The sequence below is a fragment of the Bacillus sp. PK6-025 genome (assembly GCF_056530265.1).
The window spans coordinates 484,894-508,863 of record NZ_CP096509.1; the positions used below are offsets into that span (position 1 = coordinate 484,894).

The 23,970-nt window shown below is 48.5% G+C and carries 19 protein-coding genes; 14 read left to right on the forward strand and 5 right to left on the reverse strand.

What is annotated here, in order from left to right:
* The first annotated feature begins 1 nt into the window (after nt 1).
* Both M1D67_RS02465 and gabD read left to right on the forward strand, forming a co-directional pair.
* Nucleotides 2-1,393 carry an APC family permease gene (locus tag M1D67_RS02465; protein WP_130569389.1) on the forward strand — a complete coding sequence of 464 codons (1,392 nt, stop codon included), beginning with the start codon at nt 2-4 and terminating at the stop codon, nt 1,391-1,393.
* Nucleotides 1,368-2,762, forward strand: a complete 1,395-nt coding sequence (gene gabD, locus M1D67_RS02470; RefSeq protein ID WP_130569388.1) for a succinate-semialdehyde dehydrogenase — start codon at nt 1,368-1,370, stop codon at nt 2,760-2,762. Before M1D67_RS02465 ends, gabD begins: the two co-directional genes overlap by 26 nt.
* Before the next feature lie 43 nt (nt 2,763-2,805).
* On the opposite strand, the gene M1D67_RS02475 is transcribed toward gabD, so the two are convergent.
* A complete protein-coding gene (locus M1D67_RS02475) occupies nt 2,806-3,690 on the reverse strand; it encodes a DMT family transporter (protein WP_026580556.1) in 885 nt (294 codons plus the stop codon).
* Between the two features lie 162 nt (nt 3,691-3,852).
* Here M1D67_RS02475 and M1D67_RS02480 point away from each other — a divergent pair, with 162 nt between their 5' ends.
* A complete protein-coding gene (locus tag M1D67_RS02480; protein ID WP_026580557.1) occupies nt 3,853-4,344 on the forward strand; it encodes a hypothetical protein in 492 nt (163 codons plus the stop codon).
* Nucleotides 4,345-4,391: 47 nt separating this feature from the next.
* On the opposite strand, the gene M1D67_RS02485 is transcribed toward M1D67_RS02480, so the two are convergent.
* The 3 genes from M1D67_RS02485 to M1D67_RS02495 are packed head-to-tail and all read right to left on the reverse strand — an operon-like array spanning nt 4,392 to nt 7,277.
* Nucleotides 4,392-5,036 (reverse strand): YcnI family copper-binding membrane protein, encoded by a 645-nt coding sequence (locus M1D67_RS02485; RefSeq protein WP_396278985.1) that lies wholly within the window; start codon nt 5,034-5,036, stop codon nt 4,392-4,394.
* Between the two features lie 2 nt (nt 5,037-5,038).
* Nucleotides 5,039-6,685, reverse strand: coding sequence for a copper resistance protein CopC (locus M1D67_RS02490; RefSeq protein ID WP_035400577.1), 1,647 nt, complete (start codon nt 6,683-6,685; stop codon nt 5,039-5,041).
* A 19-nt stretch (nt 6,686-6,704) separates the two neighbouring features.
* Nucleotides 6,705-7,277, reverse strand: a complete 573-nt coding sequence (locus tag M1D67_RS02495) for a DeoR family transcriptional regulator (protein WP_039073212.1) — start codon at nt 7,275-7,277, stop codon at nt 6,705-6,707.
* Between the two features lie 261 nt (nt 7,278-7,538).
* Between M1D67_RS02495 and nirB (M1D67_RS02500) the strand changes: the two genes are divergently transcribed.
* The 5 genes from nirB (M1D67_RS02500) (at nt 7,539) to cobA (ending at nt 16,460) form a co-directional block, all read left to right on the forward strand.
* The gene (nirB, locus tag M1D67_RS02500; RefSeq protein ID WP_479831574.1) at nt 7,539-9,842 is read left to right on the forward strand and encodes a nitrite reductase large subunit NirB; all 2,304 of its coding nucleotides are present in this window, start codon (nt 7,539-7,541) and stop codon (nt 9,840-9,842) included.
* Nucleotide 9,843: 1 nt separating this feature from the next.
* Nucleotides 9,844-12,003 (forward strand): assimilatory nitrate reductase catalytic subunit NasC, encoded by a 2,160-nt coding sequence (gene nasC / locus M1D67_RS02505; protein ID WP_224146460.1) that lies wholly within the window; start codon nt 9,844-9,846, stop codon nt 12,001-12,003.
* Nucleotides 12,004-12,116: 113 nt separating this feature from the next.
* Nucleotides 12,117-14,537, forward strand: a complete 2,421-nt coding sequence (gene nirB / locus M1D67_RS02510; protein WP_023857922.1) for a nitrite reductase large subunit NirB — start codon at nt 12,117-12,119, stop codon at nt 14,535-14,537.
* A gap of 30 nt (nt 14,538-14,567) precedes the next feature.
* Complete coding sequence (gene nirD, locus M1D67_RS02515; protein ID WP_020450192.1) at nt 14,568-14,888, forward strand: nitrite reductase small subunit NirD; 321 nt, start codon at nt 14,568-14,570, stop codon at nt 14,886-14,888.
* 111 nt (nt 14,889-14,999) lie between these two features.
* Nucleotides 15,000-16,460 carry a uroporphyrinogen-III C-methyltransferase gene (gene cobA, locus M1D67_RS02520; protein WP_075213084.1) on the forward strand — a complete coding sequence of 487 codons (1,461 nt, stop codon included), beginning with the start codon at nt 15,000-15,002 and terminating at the stop codon, nt 16,458-16,460.
* A 25-nt stretch (nt 16,461-16,485) separates the two neighbouring features.
* On the opposite strand, the gene M1D67_RS02525 is transcribed toward cobA, so the two are convergent.
* Complete coding sequence (locus tag M1D67_RS02525; protein WP_023857920.1) at nt 16,486-17,166, reverse strand: GntR family transcriptional regulator; 681 nt, start codon at nt 17,164-17,166, stop codon at nt 16,486-16,488.
* A gap of 227 nt (nt 17,167-17,393) precedes the next feature.
* Between M1D67_RS02525 and M1D67_RS02530 the strand changes: the two genes are divergently transcribed.
* From M1D67_RS02530 to M1D67_RS02555, 6 genes are all read left to right on the forward strand, one after another.
* A complete protein-coding gene (locus M1D67_RS02530; RefSeq protein ID WP_023857919.1) occupies nt 17,394-19,034 on the forward strand; it encodes an SLC13 family permease in 1,641 nt (546 codons plus the stop codon).
* A gap of 144 nt (nt 19,035-19,178) precedes the next feature.
* The gene (locus M1D67_RS02535) at nt 19,179-19,574 is read left to right on the forward strand and encodes a 3-hydroxyacyl-ACP dehydratase FabZ family protein (protein ID WP_105979286.1); all 396 of its coding nucleotides are present in this window, start codon (nt 19,179-19,181) and stop codon (nt 19,572-19,574) included.
* A gap of 15 nt (nt 19,575-19,589) precedes the next feature.
* On the forward strand, nt 19,590-20,054 hold the full coding sequence (gene tsaA, locus M1D67_RS02540; RefSeq protein WP_023857917.1) for a tRNA (N6-threonylcarbamoyladenosine(37)-N6)-methyltransferase TrmO: 465 nt from the start codon (nt 19,590-19,592) through the stop codon (nt 20,052-20,054).
* Between the two features lie 169 nt (nt 20,055-20,223).
* Nucleotides 20,224-22,275, forward strand: coding sequence for a BglG family transcription antiterminator (locus M1D67_RS02545; protein WP_105979285.1), 2,052 nt, complete (start codon nt 20,224-20,226; stop codon nt 22,273-22,275).
* A gap of 16 nt (nt 22,276-22,291) precedes the next feature.
* Nucleotides 22,292-22,573, forward strand: a complete 282-nt coding sequence (locus tag M1D67_RS02550) for a PTS sugar transporter subunit IIB (protein ID WP_003179002.1) — start codon at nt 22,292-22,294, stop codon at nt 22,571-22,573.
* Between the two features lie 23 nt (nt 22,574-22,596).
* Nucleotides 22,597-23,970, forward strand: coding sequence for a PTS ascorbate transporter subunit IIC (locus M1D67_RS02555; RefSeq protein WP_039073217.1), 1,374 nt, complete (start codon nt 22,597-22,599; stop codon nt 23,968-23,970).

A 23,970-nucleotide genomic window follows, 5' to 3' on the forward strand; every position in this document is an offset into this window, starting at 1 on the left:
GATGGGTAAACAGCAAATGAAAAAAACGATGTCGCAGACGGATGTGCTATTTTTAGCAATCGGGGCTATGCTCGGCTGGGGCTGGGTCGTCCTTTCCGGCGACTGGATTTCGACAGCCGGTTTTTTGGGCAGCACCATCGCATTTATCATCGGCGGCATACTGGTCATCTTAATCGGGTTAACATACGCGGAGCTGTCTTCTGCCATCCCTGAAACGGGGGGCGGCTTGATTTTCGTCTACAGGGCGTTTGGTCGGAAAACGGCTTTTGTCGCCGCTTGGGGTGTGCTTTTCGGCTATGTTTCGGTGATCACATTTGAGGCGGTCGCATTGCCGACTGTCATCGATTACGTCCTGCCTGTCGAACATCAGGGGTTTCTCTGGTCGCTTAGCGGCTGGGACGTGTATGTCACTTGGGTGTTGATCGGTTCAGGGGGTGCGGTCGTCCTGACCGCGCTCAATTACTTCGGCGTCAAGCCGGCCGCGATTTTTCAGTCGGTTTTTACGATCGCGATTATCGCCACGGGCTTTCTCCTTTTGGGCGGCGCCTTGGTAAACGGTGATGTCGAACATGTACAGCCCCTTTTTAAAGACGGGTTCTCCGGGATGATGTCCGTCCTCGTCATGATACCGTTTCTGTTTGTCGGATTTGACGTCATCCCACAGGTTGCGGCTGAAATTAATGCCCCGAAAAAAATCATCGGCAAAATTTTGATTATTTCGATTGTCAGTGCGGTCGTGTTTTATTTGCTGATTGTTTTCGGCGTGACGATGGGGCTGTCAGAAAGCGAGCTTGCAACGACTTCTTTGGCGACCGCGGATGCAATGGTCAATCTGCTCGGGAACCAGCTGTTCGGCACGGTGCTTGTCCTCGGCGGAGTCGCCGGCATCATTACAAGCTGGAACGCATTTATCATCGGCGCGAGCCGCATTCTGTTTGCCATGTCTGAAAAAGGCATGGTGCCGAAATGGTTCGGTTTCATCCATCCGAAGTATAAAACGCCGACGAACGCGATTTTGTTTCTGGGAGCGCTGGCATTTTTTGCACCGCTGCTCGGGCGCCCTGCCCTTGTTTGGATCGTCAATGCAGGGGGAACAGGTATTATAGTCGGATATTTGATCGTGTCGATTGCATTCATGAAACTGAGAAAGACAGAGCCGGATTTAAACAGGCCGTATAAAATCAATAAGTGGAAAACGACGGGTATATCTGCTATCCTCTTAAGTGTTATCTTTCTTGCCTTTTATTTGCCAGGCATGCCGGCCGCGCTCACATGGCCGTATGAGTGGCTGATCTTGGCAGGATGGACATTGATCGGTTTTCTTTTATACAACAGCAGTTCAAAACGTAAAGGGGAGGAGATTCAACATGACCAGCATGCTAGAAGTATATAATCCTGCGACTGGAGAAAAAATCAAATCGGTTCCCCAGCAATCTGCAAAGGAAGTCGAAGAGGCAGTCGTACGCTCGCATGAAGCATTTCAAAAATGGTCGAAAACATCGGCTTCAGAACGAGCGGGCTTACTGAAAAAATGGTTCGATTTGATTGTGGAGCAGAAGGACGAGCTGGCAAAATTAATTACGCTTGAAAACGGCAAGCCGTACGCTGAAGCACAGGGAGAAGTCATATATAGCGCAGGCTATATCGAATGGTATGCGGAGGAAGCAAAACGCATCTACGGAAGAACGGTTCCCGCATCTGTGACGAACAAGCGCATCATCGTCACGCGCCAGGGAGTCGGTCCTGTTGCGGCGATTACCCCGTGGAACTTTCCGGCGGCGATGATCACGCGAAAAGCGGCACCGGCTTTGGCGGCAGGCTGTACCTTTATCATCAAGCCTGCGCCTGACACGCCTTTAACGGCGCTTGAGCTCGTTCGCCTCGGCCACGAAGCGGGCATTCCGAAAGACGTCCTTCAGTGTGTGATCGGCGACGGAAAAGAGATCGGTTCTATTTTTACAAGCCATCCGCTGATCCGCAAGATTACGTTTACCGGGTCAACGCCTGTCGGCAAACATTTAATGAAAAACAGCGCCGAGACGGTGAAGCATGTGTCAATGGAGCTCGGCGGCCATGCTCCGCTGATCGTTGATGAAGATGCCAACATCGACCTCGCCGTTAAACAGACGATGCTGTCGAAATACAGGAATGCCGGACAAACGTGCGTCTGTGCAAACCGTCTGATCGTTCATGAATCGGTTAAGGATGAATTTGCAGAAAAACTCCGCGCGGAAGTCGCCAAGCTGAAAGTCGGAAACGGACTTGAAGAAGGTGTATCAATCGGCCCGGTCATCAATAAAAACGGCTTCCAAAAAATCGTTGATCAAATCAATGACGCGGTGGATAAAGGGGCGAAAGTTCTCATCGGCGCCGAATACGAAAGCGATGATGAGAAATCATGCTACTTTGTCCACCCGACAGTGCTGACGGATGTTGATCCTTCAATGACGATCATGCATGAGGAAACATTCGGTCCCGTTGCGCCGATTACGACTTTTAAAACGCTGGACGAAGCAGTCAAGCTCGCCAATGATACGCCTTACGGTTTAGCGGCATACTTCTTTACGGAAAACTACCGCCGCGGCATCTATTTATCCGAAAATCTTGATTACGGCATTCTCGGCTGGAATGATGGCGGACCGTCAACCGTTCAGGCGCCTTTCGGCGGCATGAAGGAAAGCGGCATCGGACGCGAAGGCGGACAGGAAGGCATCGAGCCGTATTTGGAAACAAAATATTTGTCTATCGGTTTGGATGAATAACAAGACAACATGAAAACCCGCCCGCATATCCACGGGCGGTTTTTTACGCTTTCACTTGTTCAGCGTTCATTTTATTCTTTTTGGGCTGATAGGAAATATAAAAAATGCCCAGCAGAAGCAATGCGATTCCGGCCCAGGAAACAAGAGGCAGCGATTCCTTGACAAGCACGGTTCCTAAAAGCGACGCCGTGAGCGGTTCAGCCAGCGACAGGGTCACCGCTGTTGAGGCGGGTACTTTTGCCAATCCTGTCGTAAATAACAGGTACGCGGCACCGGTTGCAATGACGCCGATATAGAGGCTGACAGCCGATCCCTGAACCGATAAGATCCAGCTCAAATCGTACAGAAACAACAACGGGGCAAGCAATACAGCGCTTAAAAAGAACACGGTGCCTGTGACAGCCTCCGGCTTCTGCTGTTGCAGGAGCTTTTTGCTTGTCAGCGTATAGACGGCAAAGGAAAGACCGGCGCCGAGTGCGAGCAATATGCCGAGAAAGCTCCCTCCCGATGAGGCGGAAGGGATGAATAACAAGGATACGCCTGCTATCGCTGCAGCCGTTGCGATCCACCATTTCGCTTGGGGTACTTTTTTGAACACGAGCCATTCGAGGCAGCCGGCGATAATCGGAGCGCTGCCGATGGCGACGACCGTTCCGACGGCGATCCCTGAGAGACTGACAGCTGAAAAAAAGAAAGGCTGATAAAATGCCATGCTCAATGCTGCGATAATCAGCGTTTTAACGGGCCAGCCGCTGCGTTTTAATTGACCGCGCAAAGCCGCGAACAAGAGCAGGGTGATGCCGCCGACCGCCATTCTGACAGCGCCGAACACAAGAGGCGCCGCTTCTTCAGGCGCGAACGCCTGGGTTGTTCCCGTCGTTCCCCATAAAATGGCCGCAAGCAAGACAAACAGAATCGATACTTTCATACTCCGATCTCTCCCTACTCAATCATTCAGAACTTTTTCTATTGTAAGATAAGTTTGTCAATTTTTGAATCACCGTATTGGAAATTTTCCTGCAAAGAGGATATATTCAACGCTGGCCGAATTCATATAATGCCCTAAAACAATTAAAGTCGGAGGAAGCGGATGAAAAAACGAACAGTTTTATTATTTTTGGCGATCTTGGTTGCGGGTTGTGCGAGCGCCCAAGAAAATGATGAACAAACCAAATGGGTGAACAGCGAACAGGAAGCGATTGAGGACGGTATTCGTTACGAGAACATCACAAAAGACGATATTATAGACAAAATCGATTTAAACGGCGAACAAGTCGTCGTTTTTCGATTCGGCGATTCGGAGGGAGAGGGAATTTGCCTCGCTCACATCAAACGGGAAAACGGCAAATATCAATGGTACCGCGACTTAAATTACGCAATTGTAAAATCGGATCACCCGAAAACGGAGAGTGCGGAAGCTTCTTCACCGTTCACAACGCCTAAGGGAAGCAAGTACACGTTATATACAGGGGATGCCGCTCGCCTGAATGGAACATTTGAGACTGATGACGGGCTTCATTTAGAGGCGGTGGTCGATCAAAAAACGGGCATGTATTATCAGATCGTGCGGGATTCGAACTGAAATGGGCACAAAAAGGCTGTCGGGATATTCCCGACAGCTTTTCATTTTTACGCTTTCTTTTTGCGCACTGTCAAGAGCAGCGCAGCACCCCCAAGAAGCACGGCGAGGATCGACAGGATGAGGGAAGCGGTTTGAATCCCTTGTCCGGCTTGACCGTCTTCGTTTTCTGCGGCTGTGTTTTGTTTCGTTGAAGCGCCGTGTGCGTCAACCGTTTCGTGCCCGAGCTTTGCAGCATCGACAATGCTTGTGATCGCATGCGGGGTATCGGCGTTTTCATCGCCGGTCCACTCGACAATCGTGCCGTCTTTATAATATTGGTAAGCGTTCCAGGCGGCCTTTTGTTCTTTGTCAGGGTTTTTGGCGGTGAAAGTAAACTGTTGGAATTCACCAGGCTGAATGCCGCCGTTTTCGGCTTCCCACGTCACCCTTGTCACTTTCTCGTTTTTACCGGTTTCAGTGCTTGTTTTCCAGCCTGGCACCGGTTCATACTGCTGAAATTCAACACCGTCCGGCATGCTGAGAACGACCTTGGTTGTGGCGTTGTCTTTTTCAACCGGTACTTTGACGGTGTATGTTTCCCATGAGCCTGCTGCTGATTCTCCCGGTTTTACCGTGACATGTGCGCTGACAGGCACGGAGAAAAGCAAAAATGATGCTAGGATTGCACCCAGCCATAATGTTTTTTTAAACATAATCAAAACTCCTTTTTATTAATTTTTGCATTGAAAACCGTTCTGATCTCCTCAAATGACGCCGTTAACCCGTGAACGCGGATTTTCCAGATGCCGTCTTCGCTTAAATTTAAATTTTTCGTTTGAAAAACGCCGTCTTTATTTTTGCTGAGGCTGAACGTGCTCTCTTTGTCATCCCCGAAAAGCCCGGTTTTCTCAACGGTTAATTCGATTTTTTGAATATCTTTGACGACGTCTCCTTTTCTGTTTCTGACTGTGACTTCAAACGCATTTGAGCCCGGCATGTTCGGGCTGATTCGGAGCGACAGCGTGTTTCCTTCCGTCAATTGCTTCGTCTCACTGAAAGGCTGCGGCAGCGGTGCGGGCGGACTTGGAATATTGGTGAAAACCGCCGTGGTCACCAGAATGAGAAGTCCGACCGCCCATTCAGCCTTCAGCGAACGGGCGCCCTGCTGTTTCGGTGCTTTTCTAAAACGGAAATAGTGTAATGCCCCGAGTCCGATCATGAGAAGAACGAGGGCCGCTTTTACAAGGAGCGCTTTTCCGTAAGCCGTCCCTAGCAGGTTATCCAGTGTGTGAACAATGAAGAAGCTGTTGAAAAGGCCCGAGAATATAAGAAGCCCTGCAGAAGCGAGCGCCCATGGCGAGAAGCGCCGAATGGTTTCCCATATTAAACTTTTGTCAGGCTTCAGCCAGTCTTTTCCGAAAAACAGCACAAACATCGCGAGTCCGCCCGTCCAAATGGAAGCAGTATTCAGATGGATGAAGTTCATCACGATTGTCATATAGCCGGCGCTCGTCGAAGCGGCATGGCCGTCGAGCGATTTGACGAACAAAAGCCCGGCAAAAAGGAACAGGCTCAAGATCGCGCTCTTCAGACCTTTTCTGTTCGAACAAAAAACAAGCAAGGCGATGATGGCGATGTTGATCAGCCACAGCATTCCGCCCGTCGTATTCAGAAGCGTTTCTTGCAAAAGCGAAGGCTGGAAAGCCCCGATCCAGGAAACGCCCGCGTTTACTTTGGTTTGCAGGGGCAGCTGAATGATGATGGCGGCCCCTGTCAATAAGAGCGCCGCATTCTTGATCCGCTTCAGACGGCGCCGTTTGCCACCCGGCCAGCCGTTTTCAGGGCGGTACCATACGAGCTGAAAGAGAGCGGCCCCCATGAACAGGGAGAAACCGGTATACAAAAGGACGCGTTCCATGACGGTATCGGCTGCCGGCAGGCCTGATGCTTGTTTTTGTTGATCTTTCGGCAGCCCGCCTTGAATGTTTCCGATGCTGAAAGGGATCGTGCCTGATACGGGATGCCCGTCTGCTGATACAGCTCTCCATTCGGCCGAGTAGATATCATCCTTCAATTTCGGTTTCAGCATGACGGTCATGATTTTGGCGTTTTGCGGATCGATTTCCGTTTTGCCGGAATCAACGCGCTCACCCGACGAATTTCTGACCGTTATCGAATGAAACCCGTTCTGAATCGCTTCATTGAATTCGATCTTGATTTCTGCAGGCGCTTTTTTCAGCTCCTGATTTTCAGCGGGAGTTGATTTTACGATATATGCGTGAGCAAAAGCGGCTTTTGGCAGCAGAATGATACAAAGAACAGCGAGAACTGTCCAGAGTGTTGCTCTTTTCATCACATTCATCCAATCTTTTAACAAAATTTCACGTCTTCAGGCTGCAGCAGCTGTTCTTCATCGTTTTCTGGACGAGAAGCGCGGCATCGTCAAACGATAACAGCTGCCCGCCAAAGCCTTTTTTGAATTTCCGTGCATCCGCTTCAGAAGCGAAAGGGATCGCCTGCGGCTCGCAGCAGTTCAAATGAAGATTCGTATCCAGCAAAAAGACGGCGGCTTTGGCGCTGATCGTCGTATCTAGCAAAAAATCCCTGCAGATTATCTGGGAGACGTCATCTTTCACTTTCTCATAGCGGAGCATTGCGCAATGGGCACAGCAAAATTGTTCAATTTGACTGTCGTTTTTTACAATTTGCACGGAAAGCCTCGAGCCTGCCCCTTTTCCGCACACGACGCAAAGCTGCCCAAGCTGCTGCTTCGGCTTGTTTAGCGTGATTCCGCCTGCCGTCTTGATGACCTGTCCGTTTTCAACAAGCGGTTTAATGTCGCGGTAAACGGTCATTTCAGAGACGTTCAGCCTTTTCGAAATTTCTGAAATGCGCAGAGATTCTTCTTCTTTGACCCACGCCAATATCTGCTGTCTTCTTTTAATCGGTAGCATTCTCCTCCTCCATTCCTTATGTTCTTTACTTATAAGCCTAGTAGATTGCAGGAAAAGAAACAAGCAGAACGTGATAAAAAATGTGATAAAATGTTGAACTTTAACATCGGCGGCCAAAGCCGTTAAATCGTCATCAATGAGTACTGGTCAAACCGTCCTGTTTCTAAAATTTTTTGTCAGGAAATGTAACAGGTTTGAACGCTTTAGCGATGCAATGTGAAATAATAATCCAGAGCAAAGCTGCAGAGAGGAGGGGAGAAAATGGGGAAACAAAGGCTGGTTTTAATAGGAAACGGCATGGCCGGAGTTCGCACGGCCGAAGAAATTTTACAACACGGCGGGAACCAGTTTGAGATCGTCATCATCGGCAGTGAACCACACCTCAGCTATAATCGGATTCTGCTGTCTTCTGTCCTTCAGGGAGAAACGGATTGGAACGATGTGATGACAAAAAGCCGGAGCTGGTATGAAGAAAACGGGATTACACTTTATACAGGGGAAACGGCTGTCGCAATCCATACGGTTAAACAGACGGTGGCGACAGATCAAAACCGCGAAATCGCTTATGACAAACTGATTATTGCGACGGGCTCTTCCCCGTTTATTCTCCCGGTTCATGGTGCAGATAAAGAAGGGGTATATGGTTTTAGAACAATAGACGATTGCCGGGCATTGATAAAGGCATCAAAGCGGTTTAAAAAAGCGGCCGTTATCGGCGGGGGAATTTTGGGCCTTGAGGCGGCGCGAGGGTTGGCAAACCTCGGGATGAAGGTTGATGTGATTCACCACTCTTCCTGCATCATGCAGAACCAGCTTGATCCGCCGGCATCTGCCATGCTCCAGAAAGAGCTGGAGCGCCAAGGGATTCATTTTCATTTGGATAAAGATGCAGAGGCGATTTTAGGAAGATCCCGCGCCAAGGGTGTGCGGTTTAAAGACGGGACGAAGATCAGCGCCGATCTCATCGTCATGGCTGCCGGTGTCAGACCGAATATCGAACTGGCCAAGGCAAGCGGTATTGCAACCAACAGGGCGATCATTGTCAGCGACTATATGGAGACAAATGTGCCAAATGTCTACGCCGTCGGTGAATGCGCGGAGCATAACGGAACGGTCTATGGCTTAGTCAAGCCATTGTATGAACAGGGGAAAGTGCTGGCCAAACATATTTGCGGCCTCGAATGTGTTGGTTATCAGGGCTCCGTCCAGTCCGCAGCTTTAAAAATGTCCGGCATCGATGTCTTTTCGGCAGGGAAAATCACAGAGGACGACTCGACGACGGCTATTAAACTTTTTGACGAAGCGGCAGGAGTCTATAAAAAAGCGGTTTTTCAAGAGGATAAAATGGCCGGCGTGATTTTATACGGAGACACCAGCGGCAGCCGAAGGCTGTTGGAAAGCATCATCAAACAAAGGGATATTACCGTTGTCAAAAAAGAGCTGTTTCAATCGGAAGAAGACAGTTCAGTCGCTTCTATGGCGCTTGGTGAAACGATCTGCCAATGCAACGCGGTTTCAAAAGGCGCGATCATGGAAGCCATACAGACGCACGGTTTAAAGACGGCCGAGGAGGTCAAAGGCTGTACAAATGCTTCCGGATCATGCGGCGGCTGCAGGCCGTTAGTCGAAGAACTGCTGCTCCATACCGCTGAACAGGATGATTACGTATCTGCGGCGGAACAGCCGATGTGCGCCTGCACTTCATTCACGGAAGATGAAGTCGTGAACGAAATACAGATAAGAAATCTTTCTTCCGTTCACGAAGTCATCTCGGCGCTCGGCTGGAAAAACAGCAGCGGCTGCCGGATTTGCTTGCCCGCGATTCACTACTATTTAAAAATGATCCGTCCGGACATCATCTATGAGGAGCGCGACAAGGAGTCGGATATAATGATTCCGCAAATGTACGGAGGCCGAACGAATGCCGAAGAGCTGAAGCGCATTGCAGAAGTGATTGAAAAGTATCAAATACAAGAGGTGTACATGACACACCATCAGAGATTAAAGCTTGCTGGTATCAAGCCGGAGTATATAGAGCGCGTGAAAGAAGAACTCGGCATGCCGCATTGCCCGCCGCCTCAGCATGGGATTGCCGCGGTTAAAACGTGCACATGCGGTTCACGAGGCGAACCACAGATACAAACATTGGCGGCAGACTTGGAAAAAGCAGCAGAATCCCTCCTCATTCCGGCCAAGGTCTCGATCGGGGTGTCGGGCTGTTTGGATGATTGCGTGTACGCTTCAGTTCATGACATCGGACTTCTCAAAGTAAACGGGGGCTGGGAGATTTATGCGGGCGGCCAAGGAGGCCAGCATGCTTCTCCGGGAGAGCTGCTTTCAGTAGCCGACTCGGCGGAGGAAGCGGGGGAATTCATGAAAGGCCTTCTTCAATATTACCGGGAAACAGCAAATTATCTCGAGAAGGTCGGGCATTGGATTGAACGCGCCGGCATCATTCATATCCGGGAAGTTTTATTTGACAACGGACTTCGCGGCCAGCTGATCGAACGGCTTGAAAAAGAGAAGCGGCTGGCTCAGCAAGAAACGATAAAAGGGCTGATGTGAATTGACAGAACGATTGCTAAAGTACTTTCGCACGAAGCAAAAAGAAGTGCAATCCGAAAAAACGTATGACACCCAATGTCCATTTTGCAGCATGCAGTGCAAAATGCACCTCATTGAACAGACAATTGTGACAAGAAAAAAATACACGGCGGTCGGAAAAGACAATCCGACGACAAAAGGACGGCTGTGCATGAAAGGGATGAACGCCCACCAGCATGCCTTTCATTCGGAGAGGATCACCCATCCGCTGATCAAAAAAAACGGCGACTTCGTCCGTGTGACATGGGATGAAGCGCTTCAGTACATCAAACAGCAAGTAACAGCGATCCAGCATGAAGATGGCCGCGATGCTTTGGGTGTATACGGCAGCGCGTCCATTACAAACGAAGAAGCGTATTTGCTGGGGAAGTTCGCCCGCGTCGCCCTGAAGACGAAGCATATTGACTACAACGGCAGGCTTTGCATGTCGGCGGCCGCTACAGCTGCAAATCAAACCTTTGGAATGGACCGGGGGCTGACAAATGCCCTTTCCGAGATCCCCCATGCAAGGGTCATCATCCTCGCAGGTACGAATATCGCAGAGTGCCAGCCGACGATCATGCCGTATTTTGAAGAAGCGAAGCAAAACGGGGCCTACATCATTGTCATCGATCCCCGCGAAACGGCAACGGCCAAGATCGCCGATCTGCATTTGAAAATCAAGCCGGGGACAGACGCCGCGCTCGCAAACGGTATGCTGAAAGTCATCATTGAAGGACAGCTGACAGACGGAGCTTTTCTCAGAGAGAGAGCTGAAGGTTTTGAAGAGGTCAAGCGCCATGTGGCGTCTTTATCACTTGAAGACATTTCGGCCAAAACCGGGATACAAATCGAGCAGATTAAAAAAGCTGCAGTAAAATTTGCCCGTGAGGAGACGGGAATGCTGTTCACGGCAAGAGGGATTGAACAGCAAACGGACGGAACGGCTGCCGTCAGAAATTTACTGAATATTCTAATATCAACTGGGAAAATCGGCAAATTTGCTTGCGGCTACGGCGCCGTCACCGGACAAGGAAATGGGCAGGGGGCGCGGGAGCACGGCCAGAAAGCAGATCAGCTGCCAGGGTACCGGTCGATTGAAAACGAAGCTGACCGCGCTTATATTGCGGATGTTTGGGGCATAAAAGCTGAAGACCTTCCAGGAAAAGGTGTATCCGCCTATGAAATGATGGAGAAAGTTCATGAAGGCGAAATTACCGGGATGTTTTTAATGTGTTCAAACCCTGTTGTATCCAGTCCGAACGCAGGCTTTGTCAAATCCGCTTTGGGAAAATTAAAGTTTTTTGCCGCCGTTGATTTGTTTCTTTCTGAAACGGCTAGACTCGCGGACGTCATTCTCCCCGCATCATCCTATCTCGAGGACGAAGGAACGATGACCAATCTGGAAGGCAGAGTGACATTAAGGGAAGCCTCAAAACCGTGCCCCGGTGAAGCGAGGCATGACTGGCAAATGATTTGCGATATTGCTGCTGCGCTTGGAAAAGGCCGTTATTTCTCATATCGATCGGCAGAGGATGTTTTTAATGAATTAAGAAAAGCGAGCCGCGGCGGAATTGCCGACTATTCGGGCATCACTTATGAACGTCTGAGAAAGGAAGGCGGCATTTTATGGCCTTGTCCCGAACAGGGACACCCCGGGACACAGCGCCTGTTTGAATCATCCTTTGCCCACCCGGACAAAAAAGCGAAAATGTGCGTCGTCCCGAACGAACCAATGATCAAAAAAGATGAACCGACTGAAGAGTATCCCCTTTATCTGACGACCGGAAGGGTGATGTCTCATTATTTAACCGGAGTACAGACGAGAAGGAGCGCTGCACTCAAGGCCAGACACTTTGAATCATTTATGGAAATTCATCCGAAAACGGCGGAAAAATACAACATTAGCGACAGGGTGCTGGTCAGGGTGGAGTCAAAAAGAGGCAGCATCATTGTCAGGAGCAAATTATCGGAAGCCATCAGGCCGGATACCATTTTTGTGCCGATGCATTGGGCAGATTCGCAAAATGTGAACGATTTGATAGCGGAAACGCTCGATCCGTCTTGCAGAATGCCGGGATTTAAGGTTTGCTCCGTAAAAATTCGTCCGTCAGTTGACAATTATGTGAATAAATTGTCATAAAAAGTCATAAAAAGTTTACAAAATTAACTATAATTTGTGATAGTTTTAAAGATGTAAACAGAATACTTGTTTAGGGCGTATAGTGAATTGTTTTGAAAAAGGGGAGGATCATAGTGAAAAAAAAGCAGCTAGTCCTGGTAGGGAACGGTATGGCCGGGGTCAGGGCCGTTGAAGAAATTCTTAAAATTTCAAGCGAAGAGTTTCAGATCACGATTTTTGGAAACGAACCGCACCCAAACTATAACCGGATTCTTCTTTCCAAAGTGCTTCAAGGAGATACGGATGTTAAGGACATTACACTGAATGATTGGGATTGGTATGAAGAAAACGGGATTCAGCTGTATACGGGGGAAGAAGTCGTTAAAGTTGATCCGGAGTCCAAAACCGTCATCACGGATGCGGGAAGAGTCCAGCCGTATGATGAACTGATTTTGGCGACAGGTTCTCTCCCTTTTATTCTGCCATTGCCCGGAGCGGATAAAGAAGGTGTAACAGCATTCCGTGATATCAAGGATACGGATATCATGCTCGAAGCTTCCAAAACGTACAAAAAAGCAGCCGTTATCGGCGGCGGATTGCTGGGACTGGAAGCAGCGCGCGGACTTCTTAACCTTGGCATGGACGTTACCGTTATCCACCTCGCGCCATATTTGATGGAGCGTCAGCTTGATGCAACCGCAGGACGGCTTTTGCAAAAAGAGCTGGAGAAGCAGGGCATGAAATTTTTGCTGGAAAAGCAGACAGAAGAAATTTACGGAGAAACACGTGTCGAAGGCTTAAAATTCAAAGACGGCTCAATGCTTGAAGCCGATTTGGTCGTCATGGCGGTCGGAATCAAGCCGAACGTTCAGCTCGGCAAAGACTGCGGCCTTCCGGTAAACAGAGGAATCGTCGTCAATGATTACATGGAAACCGAAGTTCCCAACATTTATGCTGTCGGAGAATGTGCGGAACATAGAGGCATTGCCTACGGACTTGTCGCGCCTCTTTATGAACAGGCGAAAGTGCTTGCCAAAAAAATCTGCGGCGTTGAAACAGCTCCGTATGAAGGGTCTGTTTTATCAACCCAGCTGAAGGTTTCCGGTGTTGAGGTCTTTTCTGCCGGTGATTTTAATGAGGATGACGGAGAAGACAAAAAAGCGCTTAAAGTGTTTGACGAACAGGACGGAATCTACAAGAAAATTGTTCTGCGCGGCAATCAGGTGATCGGCGCCGTACTGTTCGGAGACAGCAGCGAAGGTAACAGGCTGTTTTCCATGATTCAAAAAGGAGCAGATATTTCAGATACTTCTAAAATTTCAATCTTGCAGCCTTTGAATCAGGAAGAAGGCATGAGCTTGACCGCTGCGATGAGCGACGATGAGATCGTATGCGGCTGTAACGGCGTTTCGAAAGGAATGATCATTCAGGCGATCAAAGAGCAGGGCTGCACATCGACGGATGAAATTAAAGCCTGCACAGGCGCATCACGTTCTTGCGGAGGATGTAAGCCGCTTGTCGCTGAGATTCTTCAGCATACGCTCGGCTCAGAGTTTGATGCTTCAGCACAAAAAGAAGCGATTTGCGGATGTACGGACCTGTCAAGAGACGAAATCGTGGCCGAAATCAGAGAAAAAGGGCTGACCCATACGAAAGAAGTCATGAACGTGCTCGGCTGGAAAACGGCGGAAGGCTGTTCCAAATGCCGCCCTGCGCTTAACTACTACCTCGGCATGATCAATCCGAAGGAATATGAAGATGAAAGAGAATCCCGCTTCGTCAATGAACGGATGCACGCCAACATTCAAAAAGACGGCACATATTCAGTTGTACCGCGGATGTACGGCGGGGTTACCAATTCGAATGATTTGCGGCGCATCGCTGATGTCGTCGACAAATATGAAATTCCGCTAGTGAAAATGACCGGCGGCCAGCGGATCGACCTGATCGGCGTCAAAAAAGAAGATCTTCCGAAAGTATGGGCTGATCTTGACATGCCTTCAGGATTTGCTTACGGAAAAACGCTCAGAACCGTAAAAACGTGTGTCGGCGAACAGTTCTGCCGCTTCGGCACGCAAGACTCAATGGCCCTCGGAATTGACCTTGAGAAAAAATTTGAAGGGCTCTACACGCCTCACAAAATTAAAATGGCGGTTTCCGCTTGTCCGAGAAACTGCGCTGAATCCGGCATTAAAGATATCGGCGTCGTCGGCATCGACGGTGGCTGGGAAATTTACGTCGGCGGAAACGGAGGCACGCATTTGCGCGCAGGCGATCTGTTAATGAAAGTCAAAACGGCTGAAGAAGTCATCGAAATCACAGGCGCGTATCTCCAATACTATCGTGAAACAGCCAACTATTTAGAACGGACATCTGCTTGGATCGAACGTGTCGGCTTGTCCCACGTCCAATCCGTATTGAATGATAAAGAAAAACGCAAAGAACTGAATGACCGCATCAATCAAGCGCTGTCTGTCCATAAAGACCCGTGGAAAGACTTTTTGGAAGACGAAAAGACAACAAAACAGCTATTCGAAAATGTTGTCACTTCTTAAAATGAGAAATCAACTTGAGGAGGAATTCACATGGTGAACAAGAACTTAACAAAGGTGTTTGTTTCGAAGATCGGGGATTTGCCGAATCAGCTTGGGAAGACAGTGCTTATCGAGGACAAGGAAATCGCGGTATTCAAGCTTTCAAACGGCAATGTCCGCGCGATTGAAAACCGCTGCCCCCACAAAGGGGGCGTTCTTGCCGAAGGAATGGTAAGCGGCAAATTCGTCTTCTGTCCGATGCACGACTGGAAGATCAGCCTTGAAGACGGCAAAGTCCAAGAGCCTGATACAGGGTGTGTTCAGACATACGAAACGGTCGTTGAAGGCGAAGATTTGTATATCGTTTATTAAACGGCTCAAAGACATGTATTGTCAAAAGCCTCAAGGGTCGCTGAATGTGCTCCCTCTTTATTAAAAAAACAAACGCGTTCACAGAATCGGCAGATGGAAGGATGACAGTTGATGGGGAATGGGAAAGTATATTTTGTCGGGGCCGGACCGGGCGATTCAGGATTGATCACATTAAAAGGAAGAAAGCTGATCGAGGCGGCGGATGTCATATTGTATGACAGGCTCGTCAATTCCCGGCTGCTTGAGCATGCAAAAGCATCATGTGAATTTGTCTACTGCGGCAAGCTCCCGGACCGCCATTATATGAAACAAAGTGAAATCAATGCACTGCTCATTGAAAAGGGGCTGAAAGGCCTCAAAGTGGTCCGGCTGAAAGGAGGAGACCCGAGCGTGTTCGGCAGAGTCGGAGAAGAAGCGGCAGCCGTCAGCGAACACGGCATCCCGTACGAAATGGTGCCCGGCATTACATCGGGAATCGCCGCGCCTCTTTATGCCGGACTGCCTGTGACCCACCGCGATTTCGCTTCATCCTTTGCCGTTGTCACCGCCCATGATAAATCGGGCAAACCGGAAATGAATTGGGAAGGGCTGGCCAAAGGCGTCCAAACCCTCGTCTTTTACATGGGGATCAAAAACCTTGGTTATATATGCGAGCAGCTGATGAAACACGGCAAGTCTCCCCTTGTTCCCGCGATGGTCATCCAATGGGGCACATGGGGCCGGCAGCGGAGCGTTAAAGGGACATTGCAGAATATCAGGGAAAAAATAACCGAGCATCAAATTAAAAATCCCGCGATCATCGTCATCGGCGACATCGTATCATTCAGGCAGAACAGCTGGTTTGAAGAAAAGCCTTTGATCGGGCTGAACATGATGGCGGTCAAAAGCTGTGAAGAAGAACGAGTCCCGGTGGAGACGCTTCGTGAACAAGGCGCTGAAGTTGTTGAATGGCCGAAATGGAAATCACTCGAAACGGTGCCTGACGATACAGTTTTAGAGCGAATTGCTTCTTTTGACAGCCTGCTGTTCACCTCAAGTGCGTCACTGCGCAGATTTTTCAGCCGGCTTGCCGCTTTGAAGATCGATGTCAGGGAAATGCGCGGCCGGCTCTACGCTTCAGATCTGCATGTAAAAGCAGCTCTTGAAGAACGGGGATTTTCCGCTTTTCTGCAGGCGGAAATGCCGGTTTCGGACAGCTGTTTGCTGATCGGCAGCCGGGAAGCCGTGCAAAATCAACCGCACTCCGGTTGTGAGGTATTGATTACACATGACAGGATGATCGACAGCCGCTTTACATCGATCATTAAACGGGAGATCGAGGAGTTTCCTGTTGATATCGTGATCTTTGCGAATCGAACATGCGTCGAGCTGTTCGTAAACGAGGCTGAGACAATCGGCCTCCATCCGGAAAAAACGGCTGCCCGTCTGCAGGCGGTCTGCCTCACGGAAGAAGCGGGGAAGAAGGCTGCAGCCGCAGGGTTTCAGCGCGTTCATATTGTGAATGAACGCGACCGCCTTCCTGATATCATCAAAGGGATCAACCGCACAGCCGAATTTGTCTGCCAGAACTGAAAAAAGCAGGGGTAACCCTGCTTTTTTAGCGTGCGGAACTGCTTCCGAACAACACCTCTTTTAAATAGCAAAGGTCTGCCTCTATATGCTTCCTCATTGATTCGGCAGCCTTGGCGTCATTTCTGTCCTGCATGTGACGCAGAATCTCCTCGTGCTGATTGATGATGTCAAGGGTGCGCGCCGGTTTTTCAAGGTTTTTGCTCCGATAGAAAAAGGTCAGCGACCGCAAATCAAGCAGCTGTTTTTGCAGGCGTTCGTTTTCGCTCGTTTCGATGATGACATCATGAAATTGCGTATTTAGGCGAAGAAGTGCATTGGCCGACTCCGGACTTTGGGTTTCCTGGTGCTTACGCGCTTCAGAGAGCGTTTCGGAAATGAGCTCCAGTGTTGCATTTGAAGCAAGGCGGGTTGCCAATGAAACGGCCAGGGATTCGAGCGCCTGGCGGCATTGGTATATTTCTTCAAGGTCTTTGATTGTCGGTTCATAAACTGTAATTTTTGATTTATCATCTATCGATAATAATCCTTCTTGTTCAAGTGTCCGAATCGCCTCCCTGACGGGGCTGCGGCTCACTTGCAGCTCCTTGGCGATTTTGGATTCGTAGATCCGTTCGCCGGGTCGATATCCTCCTTTAATAATCATATCTTTTAAATAATGATGGACTTGATCATGATAAGAGACTGCACGTTGTATGGAAAACTTCACGCTGTTCACCTCGTTTATTTTTCACTGCGGAAATCACTAATAGTCTAGCAAAAAGAGAGAAATACCATCAACCTAAAATTACCATAATATTGAGTATTTTGTGACAAAAAAGTGTTGACTGCCATTAGCTGTCCGTTATAATTAAGTTATAACTGTCGACAGTCGGCAGCTTACTTTTTATTTACTATTGTAAGCGCTTTATCGATAGAGGGGAAGGGGGATTTTTGATGAAATCAAGCGTTGTGTCAGCATGGGATATGCTTTGGAGATCACACCGGGAAGCAAAGAGGCTGCTTTTGTTCGCCATGCCTGTCAGGGCGGGAAAAGATGCTGATTTAAAGATCAAGTCGGAGCAAACCATGAAGGAAGAAAAGCCGCCGAGCTATAAAACGCCTCAGAAAATCGGACTGCTGCTAGGTCCTGCATTGTTTTTCGCCGTCCTTTTGTTCTTTTTTCCCGAGGGTCTGAGCCATGAAGGAAGAATGGTATTGGCGACCACGTTGTGGGTTGCGGTATGGTGGATTACGGAAGCTGTTCCGATTCCGGCTGCATCATTGCTGCCGATCGTGCTGCTTCCGCTGACCGGGGCGCTGGAAGGGGCAGCTGTCACGTCAAGCTACGGCGATCCAATCGTTTTTTTATTTTTAGGAGGCTTTTTGATTGCACTTGCGATGGAGCGCTGGAATCTTCATAAACGGATCGCGCTTAATATCATTTCTGTAGTGGGAACGAGCACGTCAAGGATCGTCCTCGGGTTTATGGCGGCCACAGGGTTTTTGTCCATGTGGGTCTCAAATACGGCCGCGGTGATGATGATGCTTCCGATTGGAACCGCTATCATTCATCAGGTATCAGCCGTCATGAAATCTGAAAGAAAAGATTTAGCCGGAGAAGAAGCGAAATTTTCAAAAGCGCTGATCTTCAGCATCGGGTATGCGGGGACGATCGGCGGACTCGGTACGCTAATCGGCACACCGCCAAACATTATTTTGGCGGCCAATATTAAGAAGCTGTACGGAGTTGAAGTGTCTTTCGGGGGGTGGATGGCTTTTGCCGTTCCGGTCGTTGTCATTTTGCTTGTAGCGGTATGGCTGTACTTAACGAAAGTGGCGCATCCGATCAAGATGAAGGAGCTTCCGGGCGGAAAAGAATTGATTCTCGAAGAAAAAAGAAAGCTCGGAAAGATGAGCTTTGAAGAAACAATGGTTCTGCTTGTCTTCGGGTTTGCCGCGTTTATGTGGGTGACGAGGACATTTTTATGGGATGACAAAATACCCGGTATTGACGATACAATGATTGCGATATTCGCAGCTTCATTGCTCTTCTTGATCCCTTCGCTCAATAAAGGGGGCAGGGTATTGGACTGGTCGGTTTCGAAGGACTTGCCGTGGGGGATTCTCCTTTTATTCGGAGGAGGCTTGGCGCTCGCGACCGGTTTTAAAGAAACGGGTCTCGCCGAGTGGATCGGCGGAAGGCTTACGGTATTGGATGGATTTAACTTTGTGGTCATTGTTGTTATCTCAGCGGCATTGGTTCTCTTTTTGACGGAGATTACGTCGAATACGGCTACGGCGACTATGATTCTGCCTGTACTGGCCTCGCTCGCTTTAGCGCTGAATGTTCACCCGTACGCATTAATGGTGCCTGCTGCAATGGCGGCAAACTGCGCCTTCATGTTGCCGGTCGGCACGCCGCCGAATGCAATTATTTTCGCATCGGGCAAATTGAAGATCAGCGAGATGGTTCGAACCGGCTTTGTTATTAATATTTTCACACTGATTTTAATCGTCGGAGCTGTGTTCTACATTCTGCCGAATTTATGGGGAGTGGATCTGACCGTCTTCCCGGACAATCTGAAATCGAATTGATGAAGCAAAGCCGGGGGCTTAGACCCCGGCTTTTTGTCATGGTGGAATGTTTGAGCGTTCAGCAGCTTCATTCTGTGTCATCGCGTTAAATAAAAGAGAAAAAAATGAAACTGCGGTATAATCATGTAAAAAAGGATGATCAGCGTGAACAATTCTCTACTGCCGCATCGATACCCGTTTCTATTCATTGACCGTGTTGTTGAGAGCGAGCCGGGAAAATGGGTGAAAGGATATAAATTCATAACGGAAAACGACTGGTTTATCACGGAAAACCAAAAGGAAATGCCATTTTCTATTATCATTGAAGCGCTGGCTCAAACCGCTGCATTTACTGCGCTCAAAGACCCGGCTGAGATCGGCTTTCTGTCTTCGGTGAAAAAAGCTGAATACACCGGCAAGGTCTTTGTGGGAGACAAACTTGATCTTTATTTTGAAGTTTCCCGCTTTAAAAGAGGGTTTTTATTCGGCAACGGAACCGCCTCAGTAAACGGAAAACCGGCAGCGAAAGCGGAGATCGGGATTTTTATGGAAGAGAAGTGAAAGCGGGGGATAAAATTGATAGAATTAAAGCCTGTCGCGTTTGTGAAAAACTTGCGGACTGTGCCGCAGGATGATCATTGGGGCGATGTGATTTCTGAAATTAATTTGGCTGAAGATATTCATCCGGACGCTTTAAAAGGGATCGAAGCATTTTCTCATTTGGACATTATCTTTTACTTTCATCAAGTAAAAGAGGATCAAATACAATATCAGGCGAGGCGCCCGAGAAACAATCAAAACTATCCTGAGACAGGCATTTTCGCCCAACGGGGAAAAAACAGACCCAACAGGCTCGGCGCAACCGTTGTGACACTCCTTGAAAAATCCGGGAGCAAGCTTGTAGTGAAAGGGTTGGATGCGATTGACGGAACACCTGTAATCGATATCAAACCGGTAATGAAAGAGTTTCTTCCGAAAGGGCAAATCATACAGCCGAAGTGGTCGGAAGATTTGATGAAAGTATATTGGCATGACAGCTGATTGATAGAAAAAAACCTCTCAACACCTTTTGAGAGGTTTTTTCATGCTTGTACGATAAAAAGAAGGATATCAGACCAATCTTGAAGATCGGAAGTCCCATGAATTGTACCCAATCGGCAAACAAAATGAAAACGCTTTATTATATGATGGCAATAAAGGGGGCGCAAAAATGATCAACGAGAAACGTCCGGCTCAATTGCTTCAATATTTGCTGCGTGTCAGAGAAGCGACCATGCATCAGCTGATTGATCATTTTCAATTATCAAAACGGCAAATCTGCTATGACCTGGACAAAATCAATCATCGGCTGACCGGCTTGCAGCTGCCTGAAATCGAATATAAAAGAAAAAACCGGCTGGCCGTTCCGGAAAAATTGCTTGAATTGCGGTTCTCCGAAGCCTGTTCAGACATCGGCCGCTCGTTTATTTTTACACAGGAAGAGCGGATCAAAGCCTTGTACATGTTCCTGTTTGTCCGCAGGGAGCCGATTTCATCCGCTCATCTCACACAGTTATTGCAGGTCAGCAAAAATACGGTCATGAATGATGTGAAAAAAGCGAATGAGGCGCTGGCTCCGTTTTTGGTGGCGATCAGATATACAAGACAGCGCGGCTATCATTTAATAGGAAGCGAGTTTGATAAAAGAGTTCCTGTCATGCACCACCTTTCTTATTTTCTGCAAAAGCCTTACGGCAAAGAAATCCTTTATTATATTTTAAAAGTTTCCGGCTCGTGCGATCACACACAACAAGAAACGAAAAGAGCGGTTGAACTTGTCTCGAAAGAATACAGGATTCAACTCGTTGAAGAAAGGCTCAATGAATTTGTTTACTTTCTGATGATGTATTCGATCAGAGTGGCCGAAGGAAAAATTGTTCGTTTTCACCAGGAGGAGGGGGAGCTTTTAAAGCAAAGTCCGCTGAAAAACGCAGCCGTAAGGCTTGTGAATGAACTTCGGATTCCCGTCTATGAAACCGAACTTTGCTACATTTTGATCCAGCTGCTCGGGCTTTCATTTGGACAACAGCCGGCGCATGATCCGCTTTATCAACTGTGTGAAAAGCTTGTGTTTGAATTTGAATCAAGAGCATGCATCACATTTCCGAGGAGACGCGAGGTGGCGGGATCTCTTTATCGGCACTTGAAGCCGGCATATTTCAGAATGAAATACCGCATTCCGATTCACAATCCCCTGCTCAGCAAGATTAAGAAAGAGCACAAAGAACTGTTTACCATCGTTCAAAAGCTGATGCGGCATCTTGAAGCGCTGCTGAACAAACCGGTTCCAGAAGAAGAAATCGGCTTTATCACGATTCACTTTGGTGCATTGCTTGAGCAGCCGGTACAGTCCGGATCATCGAAAAAGACAGCTGTCGTCATTTGTCCGAGCGGTGTCAGCTCATCCTTGATGGTCAGGCGCCAGCTTGAATCGCTATTTTCAGAGATTGTCGTTGAGAAGGCGATGTCTTTGCAGGCATTCACACCTGACGTCTTTGACCGTTATGATGCCGTGTTTTCCACCGTTGAGCTTAAAACCAAAAAACGATACTACATGGTCGGGCCGCTGATGACGCCCGCTGAAAAAAGCAGGCTTGTCAATGAAGTGTATCAGGAACTGTTCGGCGTGAAGCAAAAGGAGCTTTTGACAGACGAATTTCTTCACATCCTCAAGAAGCACGCCAAAATCATAGACGAAAAAGGCCTAAGAGAAGCATTGAAAAATATTATATTTATTCAAAAAGTGACGGAAACAAGGGGGAAACGACCAGTGCTGAAAGATCTGCTGACAGATGAAACCATTCAAATGGCTGACCAAATCAAAAGCTGGGAAGAAGCGATTCAAACAGCGGCAAAACCTTTGCTTGATAAGGAGGTGATCTTGAAAGAATACACAGATGCCATGATCGACAATGTCAAAAAGATGGGACCTTATATGATCATCGGCCCCGAGATTGCCGTTCCTCATGCAAGACCTGAAAAAGGCGTCCGAAAGGTGGGAATGAGTCTCCTGAAACTGAAGGAGCCGGTCTATTTTTTGGATGATGAACAGTATCCGGTAAGGCTTTTGTTTTGCATTGCGGCGGTTGACCATACGACACATCTGAAGGCGCTTTCCCAACTGACCCGGCTTCTCAGCAATAAAGAAAATCAGGACTCCTTAAAGGAAACCGAGTCGTTGGATCATATCAAACGTTTAATCGAAGCCTATTCATCCAATTAAAAACAGGAGGGATAACATGAAGATATTGGCAGTTTGTGGATCAGGACTTGGAAGCAGTTTTATGCTGGAAATGAATATTAAAGATATTTTGCAGGAAATGGGGTTAATGGAGATCGAGGTGGATCATTCGGATTTGAGCTCAGCGTCTCCTGATCAAGCGGATTTGTTTGTCGTTGCCAAAGATATCGCGGAAGGAGCAGCCCACCTGCGGGATATCGTCGTGCTTGAAAGCATTATAGACATGGATGAACTGAAAACAAAACTGGTTAAAACATTGCAGGAAAAAGGAGTGCTTTAATCACAGAAAAGGAGGAACTGCAAATGGGTGAAAGAGCGCTAAAGCTGATGATGGATGTGTTAAGCCAGCCGGCTGTATTAATTGCAGCCATTTCTTTTATCGGTCTTCTGCTTCAAAAAAAGCCGGCCAATGAAATCGTGAAAGGGACGACGAAATCGTTTTTAGGTTTTATCGTGATTTCAGCCGGGGCGGGTATTCTTGTTGGTTCGCTTGAGCCGTTCGGAAAGATGTTTCAAGCCGCCTTTCATGTGAACGGCGTCGTTCCGAACAATGAAGCGATTGTCGCGATGGCGCTCAACGAATACGGGACGGCGACAGCGCTGATTATGTTTTTCGGGATGCTGTCCAACATCTTAATCGCCCGTTTTACCAGATTAAAATACATTTTTTTGACGGGGCATCACACATTGTATATGGCTTGTTTAATCGCCGTCATACTGGCGGTGGCGGGTTTGAAGGGTCCATTTTTGATCGGCGTCGGAGCGGTTTCGCTCGGCTTGACAATGAGTGTGTTTCCGGCGATGGTTCAGCCTTTTATGAAAAAGATAACCGGCAATGATAAGGTCGCGTTCGGCCACTTTTCTTCAATCGGTTACGCTGTGTCCGGGTTAATCGGCAAAGCAGCAGGCAAGGGCTCGCGCTCGACTGAAAAAATCCGGTTTCCGAAGGGCCTCGGATTTTTAAGGGACAGTTCTGTCAGCATTGCGCTCACCATGACCATCTTGTACGTTTTGATTGCCTTATTTGCAGGGGCGGGCTATGTGGAGCGCGAGTTGAGCGACGGTACACATTACCTTGTCTTCTCCGTTATTCAAGCGGTCACATTTGCGGCAGGGGTGTTTATTATTCTTTCGGGAGTCAGACTCGTGCTCGCAGAGATCGTTCCGGCTTTTAAAGGCATATCTGACAAACTTGTGCCGGATTCCAAGCCGGCGCTGGATTGTCCGATCATTTTTCCGTACGCACCAAACGCCGTACTAATCGGCTTTTTTTGCAGCTTCATTGGCGGCATCACCGGCATGTTGATTCTCGGAGCAGCCGGAGCCGTCATCGTTCTTCCCGGAGTGGTTCCCCACTTTTTCACAGGGGCCTCGGCCGGCGTCTTCGGAAACGCTGCAGGGGGGATACGGGGAGCGGTCTTGGGGTCTTTTGTCAACGGTCTGATCATTACGTTTTTCCCTGTGTTTCTGCTGCCGGTCATGGGTGATTTAGGCTTTGCCAATACGACATTTTCCGATACCGACTTTGCCGCGACAGGAATCGTGCTTGGGCATGCGTTGAAACTGCTGGGGGCAGGAGGAGTTGTAATTGGAATTGCAGCGGTAGTGGCCGGTGCGGTCTTACTGGGCTTTAAACGCGGAAAGGCGGGGAAGTCCGATCATAAAGCTGAAGCATAA

Excerpts from the sequence above, each read along its gene's own strand:
- gabD (WP_130569388.1), top strand. The coding sequence starts at position 1,368 with ATGACCAGCATGCTAGAAGTATATAATCCTGCGACTGGAGAAAAAATC.
- M1D67_RS02550 (WP_003179002.1), top strand. The coding sequence starts at position 22,292 with ATGAAGATATTGGCAGTTTGTGGATCAGGACTTGGAAGCAGTTTTATG.
- M1D67_RS02545 (WP_105979285.1), top strand. The coding sequence starts at position 20,224 with ATGATCAACGAGAAACGTCCGGCTCAATTGCTTCAATATTTGCTGCGT.
- M1D67_RS02495 (WP_039073212.1), bottom strand. The coding sequence starts at position 7,277 with ATGCTACCGATTAAAAGAAGACAGCAGATATTGGCGTGGGTCAAAGAA.
- M1D67_RS02555 (WP_039073217.1), top strand. The coding sequence starts at position 22,597 with ATGGGTGAAAGAGCGCTAAAGCTGATGATGGATGTGTTAAGCCAGCCG.
- nirD (WP_020450192.1), top strand. The coding sequence starts at position 14,568 with ATGGTGAACAAGAACTTAACAAAGGTGTTTGTTTCGAAGATCGGGGAT.
- nirB (WP_479831574.1), top strand. The coding sequence starts at position 7,539 with ATGGGGAAACAAAGGCTGGTTTTAATAGGAAACGGCATGGCCGGAGTT.
- M1D67_RS02485 (WP_396278985.1), bottom strand. The coding sequence starts at position 5,036 with ATGTTTAAAAAAACATTATGGCTGGGTGCAATCCTAGCATCATTTTTG.
- M1D67_RS02465 (WP_130569389.1), top strand. The coding sequence starts at position 2 with ATGGGTAAACAGCAAATGAAAAAAACGATGTCGCAGACGGATGTGCTA.
- M1D67_RS02480 (WP_026580557.1), top strand. The coding sequence starts at position 3,853 with ATGAAAAAACGAACAGTTTTATTATTTTTGGCGATCTTGGTTGCGGGT.
- M1D67_RS02490 (WP_035400577.1), bottom strand. The coding sequence starts at position 6,685 with ATGAATGTGATGAAAAGAGCAACACTCTGGACAGTTCTCGCTGTTCTT.
- M1D67_RS02530 (WP_023857919.1), top strand. The coding sequence starts at position 17,394 with ATGAAATCAAGCGTTGTGTCAGCATGGGATATGCTTTGGAGATCACAC.
- cobA (WP_075213084.1), top strand. The coding sequence starts at position 15,000 with ATGGGGAATGGGAAAGTATATTTTGTCGGGGCCGGACCGGGCGATTCA.
- M1D67_RS02475 (WP_026580556.1), bottom strand. The coding sequence starts at position 3,690 with ATGAAAGTATCGATTCTGTTTGTCTTGCTTGCGGCCATTTTATGGGGA.